Consider the following 14976-nt stretch of genomic DNA (forward strand, 5'->3'; position numbering starts at 1 on the left):
TTAAGGATAAAGCATGTCGGACTATAATTTATCTGTACCTATAAAAGGTATATATTTCGGGGCAGTTCAAAACAGATGGGAAGGCAAACCACCATCCGCAATTCAAAAGGATTGGGTTGATGGCGTACAAGAAATTACGCCCCTAGGATTTTTGGGTGATGCGCAAGCCGATCTTGAAGTGCATGGCGGATTAGACAAAGCAATCCACCATTATGCAGCAGATCATTATGTCGCGTGGCAAACCGAAGGTCATATGCCTAAGGGAACGCTGCCAGCGGCATTTGGCGAAAACATATCGACATTGGGTATGACCGAAGAAGATACATGTATTGGTGATATCTTTTCCATGGGCACTGCTGAGGTGCAAATAAGTCAGGGACGACAGCCGTGCTGGAAATTAGGCAGTCATACACAGAATACAAAAATGCCGTATCTGTTTCAAAAATTGGGACGTACAGGGTGGTATTACCGTGTGCTTAAGGTAGGGCATGTCGCTTCTGGCGATATGATTACTTTGTTAGAGCGCCCTGAACCAGAATGGACCGTGAAACGTGTCACGAATGCTCGTCTTACACGCCGTGTAAGTGCTGAGGATGCCACAAAATTGGCAGAACTGTCTGTGTTGGCTGAAGGTTGGCGCGCGGCATTCGCAAAAATGGCAGACGGGCAAAAAAGCGAAGACACAACTGCGCGGTTAAATGGGTAGGGTGGATAACGATATGATCTTATATTTGCTGAAAACGTCTTTTACGGATGAAGCCTATGAAGGAGAGCAATTTTTTTGCCCTTATTGTATTCATGTTGAAGGGGTGTTGTCAGCGTTTCCAGTTATTCGTGAAACGATTGATGTTCGCTATGTTGATTTTGCTAAACCCCGTGGTGCGCTGCCAGATTTTGCTGGGGATACAAACCAATCTTGTCCTCAATTAATATTGCCGAATGGGGATGATGCTTATTCTGGGAAATATTCTGTTGATGGTGAGAATGGAACGAAACGTATCGATAATACGATTGCGATCCTAGATTACCTATCTGACAGTTTTCAATTGTCGCGCAGACATCCTTAATAAAAAAGCCTGCGTTACGTGGGTTTTTTTCGTTGTTAGCGCATTCTAAATATCTCTAAGTGTTTTCACCACTTGAGATAATGCCATCCGCTGACTTCGTCGATCAATACAGTTTGTTTGGATAAATGGGTGATATCATATATGGCTTCATATATATCTTCACGTTCTTCCGTTTCGATGACACCGTTATATTGACTGTCCAAAGATGTGATTTCTGTAATCATACGTTTCAGGTGTTTTCTGACCTTTGGTCTTGATGGTTTATCACCTAGGGTTTGAATGTCTATCATTGTTGATTTGATGATCGTACTTAATTCTATAGTGAATGCAGGTGGTGGAAATGGAGGGCTTTTTGTCCATCTTTTGAAGTATGTAAAGTTTTGCGCTTTTTCCCAAGTTAGATGCTTTAACCGGGTTTCATAACGTTCTTTTTCTAGCGCTTCTTTTCTTACTCGTTCAGCGCGTAATAAATCGTATTCGTGTAAAAGAACATCTTTGTCATTATTCCATCTCCATTCCACTTCTGCATCTGTTGTTGCTAATTGCCATGCGCCAAAGCTGCGAAGATCTTTTCGCATATTTTCTTCTTCAGCTGTGGTTGAAATGTTACCTAAATAACTGAAATCGAGCAAAGTACATTCCCAGGCTTTATCCGTTGAGTGTACGGCATACTTTGGCTTGGGTTCCTTTTTAGACATTCTTTCAAATGCGGTTTTCTGGCTATTGCCAAAGCTTTTCCGTACTAAAGGTTTAGCATCCTGAATGTCGCTTAACGTTGGATTATGATTGAATATTTTATCGAGAACAACAAATCCAATAAGATCGGGCTTTGCAGTGCCCAAACAAATTACAGGCGTTAGAACTTTAAGGCATGCATAGCGCCCTGTATCATTGTCGCTAAACTTGTTTATGGGTGAAGTCTTAAAAGAATAAATATCACCATTCTTAAAATCTTTTGCACTTTGTTTGTTCATTTTCAAATTATACCTGAAATAAGCTTTATAAGTATTATTCTAAGAAGCCCGAATTGTCTTTACTAGCGGAATATAATCACAATCGAGGTTTTTGCTCACTTAACTCGTTTATCAGCAATTTGATAAGCCCATTCTTTAACGCATTTGACGGCCATTTGGCATATACGTTTAATGGATCAAGTTCCCAATCTGGCAAGACGTATGAAATATGCCCGGGCGCTCTATCTTTAGTTGCTAAAAACTCGGGTAAGATTGCTAAGCCTGCATTCGCTGTTGATGCCACCACGCCAAATTGTGCCAAATTCTTGATCGTGGTTTTTCGTGCGTTGCGATCAGCCTTTGCCGTCATAAGCGGAACTGTTGAATGTCGAAGGTGTTGTCATGGTTTCATGCAATTACATTGAAATTATCTTTTTTCACCAGTCCGTATACGCAACACACGATCCAGAAGAATTGCTACGATTACGATGATGAACCCGCTTTCAAAGCCAAGTGCCGTATTTACTGAATTCAATGCACGCACGACTGGTACGCCTAAACCGTCAGCACCCACAAGGGCTGCGATAACAACCATAGATAAGGACAACATAATGGTTTGGTTTAAACCTGTCATGATTTGTGGCATTGCGTTTGGCAATTCAACGTTTAATAGTTTTTCACGTTTGGTTGCGCCAAAACTGTCTGCCGCTTCCAACTGGTCTTCGGGTACGCTTGTGATGCCAAGATAAGTTAGGCGGATCGGGGCAGGTAAAACAAAAATTACTGTAGCGATCAGGCCTGGTACCATACCTATGCCAAAGAAAACGATGGCTGGGATCAAGTATACGAATGTTGGTAACGTTTGCATCAGATCCAAAATAGGGGCGATATAAGCGTATATTTTTGGTCTGTGGCCAATTGCGATGCCAATAGGAACGCCGACACCCATACAGACGACACAGGCGGATAGAACCAGTGTTAAGCTTTCTGTGGTTTCATCCCAGTAGCCTTGGTTGATGATCAATAAGAGGCCGAGAAAGACCATAACGCATATTTTCCATGAGCGTTGTATGCCCCATGCAATCGCTGTGAATATGGCGACCATGATTAATGGGTTTGGTGTTTGTAAGATCCATAGAAAGGCCTCGATCAGGTTTTCCAGAAGAATGGATAGAGCATCAAAAAAGCCTTCACCGTTTTCTTGTAACCATTCGAATACAGTTTTTGCGGCTTTCCCAATTGGAATTTTTGTTTCAGTTAACCAATCCATTTACTTCCCCTCCCGAAAGTAAAACCGCCCCGACCCAAAAGGCCGAGGCGATTGCGTTCTACTTAAAGGCCTAGTGCCGATTTAACCGCAGCCATTGCATCACCACCGTCTTTGGTTGTGACACCGTCTAGCCAGCCACCCAAAACGTCTGAGTTTGCTGTCAGCCAAGCCGCCGCTGCTTTGTTTGGCTCTTCGCCGTCATTCAGGATTGCGCCCATGATTTCGTTTTCCATGGCCAATGTGAATGTTTGATTTTTCAATAACGTACCAACGTTTGTACACTCATCCACATAACCCGCACGTGTGTTTGTGAAAACTGTTGCGCCACCTAGGTTTGGGCCAAAGTAATCGTCGCCACCTGTTAGGTATGTCAGCTTATAGTTTGCGTTCATTGGGTGTGGTTCCCAGCCCAAGAATACGATTGGTTCGTCTTTCTTTGTCAAACGACCCACTTGCGCCAACATGCCTTGCTCAGAGCTTTCTACAACTTCGAAACCTTTTAGGCCGAATGCATCTGCGTCGATCATGCTTTGGATCAAACGGTTGCCGTCATTTCCTGGCTCGATGCCATAGATTTTGCCGTTTAGTTTATCTGATGCGCCAGCGATGTCTGCAAAGCTGTTAATACCCATTGCTGCTGCTGCTTCATTCACAGCCAATGTATATTTTGCACCTTCAAGGTTCGCGCCAACTGTATCCACTGTTCCAGCTTCGCGGTATTTGGCGATGTCGCCTTCCATTGTTGGCATCCAGTTGCCAAGGAATACGTCGATGTCGCCGCCTGCCATTGAGGCATATGTTACTGGTACGGATAAGATTTTAACATCTGTCTCATATCCAAGCGCGTCTAGTACAACTGTTGTTGCTGCTGTGGTTGCTGTGATGTCTGTCCAACCCACATCTGAAAATGTAATCTTGCCACAATCGGCGAATGCAGCTGTTGATACTGTTGCTAAAAGTGCGACCGCAGAAGTCGTAATTTTTAAAGCGTTCATTTAAAATCTCCCTGATTTTTATTGACGATGCGTCAACTAAAAACACGCGCCAAAGAATTGCAAGATTTTTTTGATTGACGAGCCAATTAAAAAACCGTTTCGTAGGAGTAACTGTAAGCTTCGAAAGAGTGATATGCCCAAAGTTGGAATGGAACCTATACGTCGTAAAGAACTGATCGATGCCACTATACTTGAGATTGGCGAGATAGGATCACTTAATGTGACTGTTGGTAAGATTGCCAAAAGAGCAGGTGTCTCCAGTGCTTTAGCGCATCATTACTTCGGTGGTAAAGACCAAATTTTACTTGCTGCTATGCGGTCGATTTTGGCGCGTTATGGTTTGAACGTTAAACGTGAAATGGCGCTGGCAACGACATCAATTGAACGGGTCGAAGCCGTTATTAAAGCCAGTTTCCACTTGGATAATTTCAGCCCACAAGTGGTTGCATCATGGCTGACATTCTATGTTTTGGCACAAACATCTGATGATGCACAACGTTTATTGCAGGTATATTCACGCCGTTTGCAGTCGAATTTAGTGTATGATTTATTGAAACTTACAAACCGTGAAAATGCAGAGCGCATTGCAAATGGTATGGCTTCGATGATTGATGGATTTTACATTCGCCAAGCCTTGCAAAAGCCAAGTTCAGATCGTCTGGAAACAATTTCGATTGTAACTGAATATTTGCATTTTCAGCTCAAGAATATCGCCAATTAAAGAGCTTCTATAAAACGGTAGATCGCTTTTTGTCCTTGGACGGAAAAAGCTGACAGATGGTTTCCGCCTTTTATGGTTTCCATCTTCTTATTCTTCGCCCCAGAGAGTTTGAGCACTGTCTTGCCGTGTGCATAGGGGATCACTTTATCCTGTGTACCATGTAAGATCAAAGTAGGGCTTTTCACTTTTGGGATATGTTGATCTGTTTGCCAACGTTGATCCAACACCAGATCGATCGGGAAAATAGGCATTTGTTCTTTTGCCAAACTGACAACGGATGTATAGGGCGCTTCAAGGATGAGCGCATCTGGCGCAACAGATGTGGCGAGTTTTGAGGCTACGCCAGTACCGAGACTTTCACCATAATAGATAATTTTACCTTTAGGTGTGTGATTTAGGATGTTTGATAGCTCTTTACGAACCAGCAAGGCATCTTGGCTTATGGTTGTTTCAGACGGTTGTCCTGTACTGCCTGATGATCTGCGATATCCTAATGCAACCACGCCGTACCCACGGTCAATCAATCTATCGAACCTTTGTGCGCGACTTGCAAGATTGCCTGCATTGCCATGGAAGTAGAGAACAGTTGCTTTGTTCCCCTTGGCAGGGCGTGCCCAGAGGATCAATGTTTCCCCGTCATCTGTTGCAAGTTTATATTCGCTTAATCGTGGCTCACCAGCTTGGGCAGGTGTTACATGTGTAGGATCGAACGGGTAAATGAATAAGCTGCGGGCAAACCATACGACAGCGAATGCACAAATGTATAAAACGACAGCCCATAAAAGTGTGCGTCTAAAAAAATGTATCATTCGAAACGTCCCAACTGTTTTTCTATGCGCACCGTATAGAATGCGGTGATCAGACCAATTACCGAAGCCAGCATTATACACAGAACCAACGGATATGCGCTGGACGTTGTGGAAAGTGCGATGTTAGCTAACATTGTGAACCCAACGCCACCCATAGTCATAAGCGTGCCACCCAAACCAGATGCAGATCCTGCGAGTTCAGGTTTGATATCTAACATACCAGCATTTGCACTTGGTAGGCATAGGCCGTTGCCTAATCCGATTGTTATGGTGAATAAAAAGAATTCTAATGGATGACCAGAACCTATGCTGATGGCAATAAGGGAAGCGGTCATGCCTGATATAGTTATTAAGATACCCACGAAAATCATGCGGTAAATGCCAAAGCGTTTCGTGAACTTGCCAGAAATACCGTTGCCGATCATATATCCCAAAGGGGTGAACATCATGTATCCACCGATTTGGGCGCTGGACAACCCGTATATTTCGCTGCCCACATATGGGGAGCCGCCCAGGTAGGCAAAGAAGGTTGCTGCTGCAAAAGCGGCTGTTAGGGCATAGCCCCAAAACCGCCTGGACCGCACTAATTCGGGGTAGTTTTTGACCTGAGCAGCAAAGCTGCCAGACATGTGTTGATTGGTTTCACCTAAATCGAACCAGCAGATCATAAAGACTATGATGCCTGATAGGGTCATGAAATGCAGTGTGGATTGCCAGCCATATAACTCGGTTAATAACCCACCCAAAGGTGGACCAAGCATGGGTGCAAGCGCCATGCCCATCGTCACATAACCGATCATACTGGCGGCATCTTCGCGGGCAACCATATCGCGTACGATTGTTCTGGCCAGCACCAAGCCACTTACGATAACGGCTTGAATGACGCGGAAAAAGAGGAAGGCTTCGAAACTTGATGTAGAAGATGCGCCAATGGAGGCAAGGATAAAGATAGCAATGCACCCTAGCATAACAGGGCGTCTGCCATAGCGATCTGAAATCGGGCCTATGATAAATTGTGCCACGCCAGACATGACCAAATAGGCGGTGATCGCCAGTTGCATGTATGTATATGATACGCTGAAATGTTTTGCCATTTCTGGCAAAGCGGCGATGAAAACGTTCAATGCAATCGCGCCAATACCAGAGATAATCACCAATGTAGTGATATGGGGTGGCGTGGCGCGGTTTAGATATGTTGGTTTTGGTAGTGGACTAGGCATGTAGTCACCTAAACTATGTGTAAGAAGGCGACCTTATCATAGGGAAATACAGCGTCCAGTTACTTTTCCGATAGCGAATAGGGGAGTATTCCACGCGCATTGTGATCTACTGTTAAGCGGCGTTCCAGTGGGGGAATTGACCGTTGGTGGCAATTTTCGCGCTCGCAAATACGACAAGATATTCCAATAGGTTCAAAGGCTTGTGATCTTTGTGTGTCCATATCATCGGCATATACCAATGCATTAACGTGTTTAACTTCACATCCCAACCCAATTGCGTACCGTCGGATAGGGGCATGGAAAGATCCCGCTGATTTGGAAACATCGCGGGCAAGGCACAAATATTGCGCACCATCGGGTGTTTCGGCCAATTGGCGCAGGAATTGTCCTGGTGTCTCAAATGCGCGGTGGACGTTCCAAAGTGGACAGGCTCCACCGAAGCGGGCGAATTGCAGTTTAGTGGCAGAGTGACGTTTTGTGATGGTGCCTGCTTGGTCAACCCGGACAAAGAAAAACGGAATGCCTTTTAGTCCTGAACGTTGCATTGTTGATAAACGATGCGCGACTTGTTCTATGGATGCGCCAAAGTGCAGGGCCAGAATTTCCAGATCATGACGACATTCCTGGGCTGTTTGTAAGAATGCAGCATAAGGTAGAATAGCAGCGCCTGCAAAATAGTTGGCAAGGCCGATCTTACAGATATCACGCGCCTCTTGACTGCTGAAATTTGCCATATCCAGATTGGCCTCTAAAAGTTCATCATGCTCAAGTAAGGCCACTTGGTGCGCCATTTGAAAGGCGCGAGATGCGATAGATGCACCTATGGATAATGTCAGTATACGTTTGCTGGGATCATACTTTCGTAAAGTCGCATCATCTGAGTATTGCACGGTGATACGATGTTTATCTGACAGAAAGTCAGTAAGGGCGACATGCAAAGGCGTATCAAACTGTGTCAATTTATTTGAAAAATTTTCAGCAGAACGATCAACGGCATCAATGTAGTTGTCACAGTAATGGAAAAAATCGCGCACCTCTTCCCATGGTGACAATTGAATGGAACCCCCTTCACGACCCAAAGCTTCGTCTAATGAAGCCAAACGTTCTTGGGCTTGGCGGTAGGTTTGATGTAAGTCCAAAAATGCGCGTGCCAAAGTTGGGGCATTGGATGCAGTCAGTTGCAGGTCAGCAGCATTGATTGTTGTATCGCTGAAAATAGGATCGGCCAGTGCCTCTTTCATATCCGCGACAACGCGTTGGGAATCTCCGTCCGACAATTTACTAACATCAAAGTTAAACTCGCGTGCCAATGTCAGAACAACAGACGTAGCAATAGGACGGTGGTTATTTTCCATCTGGCTCAGATACGGCAGGGAAATATCCAAACGATCGGCAAACTGTTTCTGTGTCAGATTGAACTCCTGACGGATTTTGCGGAGGCTTACGCCAGCATATAGTTTTGTTTGGGCCATTTTAATCTCAGGTGTTTTGCAATTTTGCAATTAGCAATATCAAAAAGTAAATGACTTTGCAAATTAGCTATATTTACCTTTCGCAAACCACTTAGTACTGTACAGTAAGTCAACGCTTCGGGAGGAATTTGCGTGCAAGATATTATCCAAGAATTAGAAGATCGCCGTGCAGCGGCACGTATGGGTGGTGGTGAGCGCCGTATTGATGCGCAGCATAAAAAAGGCAAGTTGACAGCGCGCGAACGTTTGGATGTTTTGCTGGACGAAGGTTCTTTCGAAGAATTCGATATGTTTGTGACGCACAAATGCCAAGACTTTGGTATGGATGCGGAACATATCCCGGGTGACGGTGTGATCACTGGATGGGGCACGATCAATGGTCGTGTGACTTATGTCTATAGTCAGGATTTTACTGTTTATGGTGGTTCACTGTCCGAAACACATGCGAAAAAGATTTGTAAGGTACAGGAAATGGCGATGCGCAATGGTGCGCCAATCATTGGTATCAACGATTCAGGTGGTGCGCGCATCCAAGAAGGCGTGGCATCGCTGGCGGGTTATACATCTGTATTTCAAAATAACATCAAAGCCTCTGGTGTTATTCCACAGATCAGCGTGATCATGGGGCCATGCGCGGGTGGGGCGGTTTACTCGCCTGCTTTGACGGACTTTGTGTTCATGGTGCGCGACAGTTCATACATGTTCCTGACTGGTCCTGATGTAGTGAAAACAGTGACCAATGAAGTTGTGACCGCAGAGGAGTTGGGTGGTGCGAAAACACACACCGCGAAATCATCTGTTGCAGATGGCTCTTTTGAAAATGACATCGATGCATTGATGGAAGTGCGCCGTTTGTTCGATTTCTTGCCTTTGAACAATCAAGCTGGGTGTCCAGAGCGTCCATTCTTTGATGATCCAAAGCGTAAAGAGCCATCATTGGATACGATTATCCCAAGCAATGCAAATACGCCTTACGATATGAAGGAACTTGTGTTGAAATTGTCTGATGAGAGCGATTTCTATGAGATACAAGAGGACTTTGCGAAAAACATTCTGACAGGTTTTATCCGCCTCGAAGGATCAACTGTTGGCGTTATTGCCAATCAACCGATGGTTTTGGCTGGCTGTTTGGACATCAATGCATCGCGTAAAGCTGCAAGGTTTGTCCGTTTCTGTGACGCTTTTGATATTCCATTACTGACTTTGGTCGATGTGCCTGGGTTCTTACCTGGTACTGCGCAAGAATATGGCGGTGTGATCAAACATGGTGCGAAACTGTTATATGCTTATGGAGAAGCAACAGTGCCGCGTGTGACGGTTATTACGCGTAAGGCTTATGGTGGTGCTTACTGTGTGATGTCCCCAAAGCATTTGGGTGGCGATATCAATTATGCTTGGCCAACAGCGGAAATCGCTGTGATGGGTGCTAAGGGTGCTGTTGAGATTTTACACCGCAGTGATCTGGGGGATGCGGAAAAAATCGCAGCTTTGACGCAAGATTACGAAGACCGCTTTGCAAATCCATTCGTGGCTGCGGAAAATGGTTTTATTGACGAAGTGATCATGCCGCAGAACACGCGGATGCGCGTGGCACGTGCTTTTGCCAGCTTAAAAGGCAAAGAGGTGACTACACCTTGGCGCAAACACGATAACTTGCCGCTATAAACTGTGAATGTAACATCACATATCGTGGCTTTTACTGGGCTTGTTTTGGGGACGACTGCTTATGCTGATCTGCCACCTGTACCGTCTGGGCAAAGTTTGGAAGTGTTTGAAGAAACATTTCACACAACAACACCTACTAGGCGCCAATTCTACCTAGGGATTCTTGCGCCTGCGATAACAGAAGGCGGTGAAGTGGGTTTTGAGGCTGCAAATGCCGATATTGACGTGTTGTGCGAAGATTATGCGCTCAACAAGGCACAAAACCCCAATGATGGGTTGGATGCAGCACATGAAGTGGTCATCCGATTGATGGATAAGCCAATAAAATATGGAGATTCTAACCCAGATATACGTCAGTATATGGGGTTTTACGATATATCTGAAGGACTGTGCGAATGGCACTAATCATACATAAAATAAGCGGATTTAGGTCACTACGGGCTGTATTTCGCCACTTTTACGAAACAATTGTAGCAAATGGCTGTTTTTCCGAAACATCTTCTGCTAGCGTTACTGCGAGTCAGGGTGTCGAAGCCTTGAATCAATGGAAAATTAGGAGGACAGTATGTCTACAAAACTTATTGCAGCTACACTTTTGGTGGCTTTCGGCATCTCAGCATGCGCACAACAACAACAACAAGAGCCAGAGGCTCCAGTTGAGATCGTGGCAGAAACGCCTACTCAAAAATACTAAGCAGAATTATAGCCAAGAACCAACTGCGGTTCTTGGCAAACCACGCATAGCGGCCTTCGGGGGTGCGTTATGTTAAAGCATCGTGGTTTCCCATCCCGACTTCCAAGTTCAGATTTTCAATTCACAGTTCGACGCCCGAATAAAAAAGGGGCAACGAAATTAATCGTTCGTGAACGCTATGCGGATCGTCGCAATGCCGACCGTTTGGCAGACGAAGGATTTATGCGTGCTTTGTGGGAATATTTCGGCGAAGAATCGTTTGAGCGCGGCAATCTAGATGCTGGCCGTTTAAGCTGGTTATTGGGCCGAGAAGTGGAATATGCGGATGATTCCCAAGATCCCGAAGATTACGAAACATTACTTAAAATCAACGTAGGGCGCGCTATGGTTAGCTTTCCTGACGTTTTTGGCGGGTAATCGGCATGTTTTCGCGCACACCAAAAGTACTTTGGCGGTTTTCGGCCCAAACTATGGGGTGGTTGTGGAATGCGATTTGCACAGCGAAAAATACCGTCTACGCTCATTTACAACGGAGTTCATTTGGAACTTCAATGACGCACGAACCAGTGGCGTCGCTTGAGAAAGCAAACACTGGGTTTGAGATTTTCCGCTCCTCCAAGTGGTCAAACTCTTTCATTTCCCCTCTACTAGGGCCCCCACGCGATGGCGTGAGGGTCCCTTTTTTTTGGCCCACCGCTTTTTGCGTAGTGACGGCCTCTTCATCCTGTAAGTCCAATAAAAATCTAGGTGTCAGCTATGTTTAAAAAAATCCTAATCGCGAACCGCGGTGAAATTGCCTGTCGTGTGATCAAATCCGCGCAGAAAATGGGGATTAAAACGGTCGCCGTATATTCGGACGCGGATAAAAATGCACTGCATGTGGAAATGGCGGACGAAGCTGTGCACATCGGTCCACCTCCTGCGGCTGAAAGCTACATCGTGATCGATAAAATTATGGATGCCATTCGCCAAACTGGCGCAGAAGCGGTTCACCCAGGTTACGGTTTCTTGTCCGAGAATAAGTTGTTTGCCCAAGCTCTTGAAAAAGAAGGTGTTGCATTCATCGGCCCACCAGCGGGTGCGATTGAAGCGATGGGGGATAAAATCACATCCAAAAAGCTAGCGGCTGAGGCGGGTGTAACAACCGTTCCAGGTTATATGGGGCTGATTGCAGATGCAGATGAAGCTGTGAAAATCTCGAATGAAATTGGCTATCCCGTGATGATCAAAGCTTCCGCGGGTGGCGGTGGTAAGGGGATGCGTATTGCGTGGAATGATGAAGAGGCGCGTGAAGGTTTTCAGTTGTCTAAGAGCGAAGCTGCCAGCAGCTTTGGAGATGACCGTATCTTTATTGAAAAATTCATTACCCAACCACGCCACATAGAAATTCAGGTGCTAGGTGACCAACACGGCAACTGCATCTATCTGAATGAACGCGAATGTTCCATTCAACGTCGTCAGCAAAAAGTAATCGAAGAAGCACCTTCACCGTTCTTGGATGAAGAAACGCGCCAAGCCATGGGTGCGCAATCCGTAGCTTTGTCAAAAGCAGTGGATTACTGTAGCGCAGGTACTGTAGAGTTCATTGTAGATGGCGACCGCAACTTCTATTTCTTAGAAATGAATACGCGCTTGCAGGTGGAACACCCTGTGACGGAACTGATTACGGGTATCGATCTGGTGGAACAGATGATCCGTATTGCTGATGGTGAAAAGCTTTCTATCGAACAAAAAGACATTGGCATCAACGGATGGGCAATGGAAAGCCGCCTGTATGCCGAGGATCCATATCGTGGCTTCTTACCGTCTATCGGTCGTTTGACGCGTTACCGCCCCCCTGCAGAAGTGGCGACCAAAGATATGGTCGTGCGCAATGATACAGGTGTCTTTGAAGGCGGAGAAATTTCCATGTTCTACGACCCGATGATCGCAAAACTTTGTTCATGGGGCAAAGACCGCGCCAGTGCTATCGAAGTGATGCGGAGTGCTTTGGATGGGTTTGAATTGGAAGGCATCGGTCACAACCTGCCGTTCCTATCTGCTGTGATGGACCATGAACGGTTCATATCTGGTAATATCACCACGGCCTTTATCGAAGAAGAATACCCAGACGGTTTCGCTGGTGTGGAATTAGACGAAGATACATTGCACCGTTTGGCTGCATTAGCTGCGCATATGAAACAGATAAGCGCGGAACGTGATGCCTCTATTTCAGGGGCTTTGCCAAACCACAAACGCCGTATTGCTCCAGAATGGGTCGTGATGTTGGGGAATAACCCATATCCTGTGTCGATTGCACATACGGATACTGGCAGCACAGTTACGTTTGATTGTGGTAAAACGCTAGACGTTCAAACCGATTGGACGATGGGTCAACCTTTGGTCAAAGCCGTTGTCGGCGGTAAAGAACTGGTTGTGAAATCCAACGGTGCGCGTGGTGGTAGTTTGATGCGTTACCGTGGTGCAGATTTGAAAATGATTGTACTGACACCGCGACGCGCCGAATTGGCGGCGATGATGCCAGAAAAAGTGGCTGCTGATACATCGAAAATGCTGCTGTGCCCAATGCCAGGCCTGATCGTGAATATGAACGTCGAGGTTGGTGATGAAGTCCAAGAGGGACAAGCGTTGTGTACAATCGAGGCCATGAAAATGGAAAACGTTCTGCGCGCCGAGAAAAAGGGCGTTGTGTCCAAGATCAATGCCGCTACCGGAGACAGTCTTGCCGTGGATGAAATCATTCTGGAGTTTGAATAATTTCACCACGGGACTATCATATGTTCTCTTTTTGTTCTAATCTTGATGTGACTCATTATATCAAGGTTTGGACGAATGACGCACCATCGCGTGTCGCTGCTTTATTTGGATATGAACAGCTACTTTGCCAGCGTGGAACAGCAAGAGGATCCGTCTTTGCGGGGCCAACCGCTGGGTGTGGTGACAACAATGACGCCCAATGCTGCGATTATCGCAGCCAGCACCGAAGCCAAAGCGATGGGGCTAAGATTTGGAACACGGATGAAAGAGGCGCGCCAAAGGGTGCCGCAGATGCAGTTTCGCCCTGCGCGCCACGATTTATACGTAGACTATCATCACCGTATCAAAGCGGCCGTGGAACGGGTGTTGCCGATAACTTCAGCACATTCGGTGGACGAATTTTCCATTCATCTGTACGGACGGATGCAACAGTTAGACGTGGCAATACAAATTGCCGAAGATATGCGCCAAGCGATCTATACGGACGTAGGGATAGCGATGCGCTGTTCCATTGGTTTGGGGTCCAGCATGCTATTGGCGAAATTAGCCGGCGAATTGCACAAACCCTGTGGCTTGGATTGGCTTCTGCCCGCAGTGCTGCCAGACAAGATCAAGCACTTGAAGTTACGCGATATTCCGGGGATCAATCGCGGGATCGAAGCACGACTTCATGCCGCATCGATTATGGATGTGCCCAGTCTTTACGCGATGCCAGCAAAACACGCCCGCAAAGTCTGGGGCGGAGTGCAGGGCGAGCGGTTTATTCGTGCGCTTCAGGGCGAAGATATTCCCGAACTCAAAACCAAATCCAGTTCATTAGGGCATGGACAAGTGCTGTCCTATACCAACCGCAACCCAGAGGGCGCACGGCTGGTGACACGGCGTTTGTTGATCAAAGCAGCCACACGTTTGCGGCGGCGCAACGCTTTTGCGACCTATCTGTATATTTCGGTGAAATGTACCGAACATGGGCGCCAACGGATCGGGCGCCAAATTCGCGGCACCCAAGACAGTTTTCAATTGCTTGCGTTGTACAGACAGTTTTGGGACGAATTCAGAATTACAAAACCGCTCTCAACAGGCGTAATGCTGGGCGGATTAATTCCCGCACACAAACACACAGCCGATATGTTCGAGAAACGTTCGGGGGCAGGACAACGTACCGAGCGCGAAAAATTATGTTTGTTGGTGGATACGATCAACCAACGCTATGGGCAAGACACACTGATTTACGGGGAAAAACCCCGCGAAATAACAGCCTACACAGGGGCGAAAATCGCCTTTGGACGGGTACCAGCGCGCGAAGAATTTCGCGACTGATCCAGACTTTATACCCATTTTTACACAAAAGGA

16 protein-coding genes are annotated in these 14976 nt (G+C 46.2%); 9 read left to right on the forward strand and 7 right to left on the reverse strand.

Going from position 1 to position 14976, the window contains the following annotated elements:
* Positions 1–13 precede the first annotated feature (13 nt).
* Both F9L33_RS01165 and F9L33_RS01170 read left to right on the forward strand, forming a co-directional pair.
* Entirely contained in the window at positions 14–706 is a 693-nt protein-coding gene (locus F9L33_RS01165) for an MOSC domain-containing protein (RefSeq protein ID WP_152140905.1), read from the forward strand.
* A gap of 13 nt (positions 707–719) precedes the next feature.
* A complete protein-coding gene (locus F9L33_RS01170; RefSeq protein WP_152140906.1) occupies positions 720–1067 on the forward strand; it encodes a DUF3088 family protein in 348 nt (115 codons plus the stop codon).
* 65 nt (positions 1068–1132) lie between these two features.
* Here the strand turns inward: F9L33_RS01170 and F9L33_RS01175 are convergent, their stop codons facing one another.
* The 4 genes from F9L33_RS01175 to choX form a co-directional block, all read right to left on the reverse strand.
* Complete coding sequence (locus F9L33_RS01175) at positions 1133–2041, reverse strand: hypothetical protein (protein ID WP_152140907.1); 909 nt, start codon at positions 2039–2041, stop codon at positions 1133–1135.
* A 76-nt stretch (positions 2042–2117) separates the two neighbouring features.
* The gene (locus tag F9L33_RS01180) at positions 2118–2390 is read right to left on the reverse strand and encodes a hypothetical protein (RefSeq protein ID WP_152140908.1); all 273 of its coding nucleotides are present in this window, start codon (positions 2388–2390) and stop codon (positions 2118–2120) included.
* Positions 2391–2447: 57 nt separating this feature from the next.
* A complete protein-coding gene (choW, locus tag F9L33_RS01185; RefSeq protein WP_152140909.1) occupies positions 2448–3290 on the reverse strand; it encodes a choline ABC transporter permease subunit in 843 nt (280 codons plus the stop codon).
* 62 nt (positions 3291–3352) lie between these two features.
* Positions 3353–4285, reverse strand: coding sequence for a choline ABC transporter substrate-binding protein (choX, locus tag F9L33_RS01190; RefSeq protein WP_152140910.1), 933 nt, complete (start codon positions 4283–4285; stop codon positions 3353–3355).
* Between the two features lie 133 nt (positions 4286–4418).
* On the opposite strand from choX, the gene betI reads away from it, so the two are divergent.
* Entirely contained in the window at positions 4419–5006 is a 588-nt protein-coding gene (gene betI, locus F9L33_RS01195) for a transcriptional regulator BetI (protein ID WP_152140911.1), read from the forward strand.
* Here the strand turns inward: betI and F9L33_RS01200 are convergent.
* Genes F9L33_RS01200 through F9L33_RS01210 form a run of 3 tightly spaced genes read right to left on the reverse strand, consistent with a single transcriptional unit; the run spans position 5003 to position 8507 of the window.
* Entirely contained in the window at positions 5003–5815 is an 813-nt protein-coding gene (locus tag F9L33_RS01200) for an alpha/beta hydrolase (RefSeq protein WP_152140912.1), read from the reverse strand. The genes betI and F9L33_RS01200 overlap by 4 nt on opposite strands.
* Positions 5812–7035 (reverse strand): multidrug effflux MFS transporter, encoded by a 1224-nt coding sequence (locus F9L33_RS01205; RefSeq protein ID WP_152140913.1) that lies wholly within the window; start codon positions 7033–7035, stop codon positions 5812–5814. The genes F9L33_RS01200 and F9L33_RS01205 overlap by 4 nt, the downstream gene beginning before the upstream one ends.
* A 59-nt stretch (positions 7036–7094) precedes the next feature.
* Complete coding sequence (locus F9L33_RS01210) at positions 7095–8507, reverse strand: short-chain fatty acyl-CoA regulator family protein (RefSeq protein WP_152140914.1); 1413 nt, start codon at positions 8505–8507, stop codon at positions 7095–7097.
* 132 nt (positions 8508–8639) lie between these two features.
* Here F9L33_RS01210 and F9L33_RS01215 point away from each other — a divergent pair, with 132 nt between their 5' ends.
* The 6 genes from F9L33_RS01215 to F9L33_RS01235 all read left to right on the forward strand — a co-directional run bounded on the left by F9L33_RS01215 (position 8640) and on the right by F9L33_RS01235 (position 14943).
* Complete coding sequence (locus F9L33_RS01215; protein WP_152140915.1) at positions 8640–10172, forward strand: acyl-CoA carboxylase subunit beta; 1533 nt, start codon at positions 8640–8642, stop codon at positions 10170–10172.
* A gap of 3 nt (positions 10173–10175) precedes the next feature.
* Positions 10176–10577 carry a DUF6497 family protein gene (locus F9L33_RS01220; RefSeq protein ID WP_152140916.1) on the forward strand — a complete coding sequence of 134 codons (402 nt, stop codon included), beginning with the start codon at positions 10176–10178 and terminating at the stop codon, positions 10575–10577.
* A 160-nt stretch (positions 10578–10737) separates the two neighbouring features.
* Positions 10738–10866: a hypothetical protein gene (locus F9L33_RS15980; protein WP_255478292.1), complete on the forward strand. Its 129-nt coding sequence runs from the start codon at positions 10738–10740 to the stop codon at positions 10864–10866.
* A gap of 69 nt (positions 10867–10935) precedes the next feature.
* Positions 10936–11283, forward strand: a complete 348-nt coding sequence (locus tag F9L33_RS01225) for a hypothetical protein (RefSeq protein WP_152140917.1) — start codon at positions 10936–10938, stop codon at positions 11281–11283.
* A gap of 339 nt (positions 11284–11622) precedes the next feature.
* Positions 11623–13623 carry an acetyl/propionyl/methylcrotonyl-CoA carboxylase subunit alpha gene (locus tag F9L33_RS01230; protein ID WP_152140918.1) on the forward strand — a complete coding sequence of 667 codons (2001 nt, stop codon included), beginning with the start codon at positions 11623–11625 and terminating at the stop codon, positions 13621–13623.
* Between the two features lie 75 nt (positions 13624–13698).
* On the forward strand, positions 13699–14943 hold the full coding sequence (locus F9L33_RS01235) for a hypothetical protein (RefSeq protein ID WP_152140919.1): 1245 nt from the start codon (positions 13699–13701) through the stop codon (positions 14941–14943).
* Positions 14944–14976: the final 33 nt, after the last annotated feature.

The organism is Amylibacter sp. SFDW26, from assembly GCF_009184395.1.
GTDB lineage: Bacteria > Pseudomonadota > Alphaproteobacteria > Rhodobacterales > Rhodobacteraceae > Amylibacter.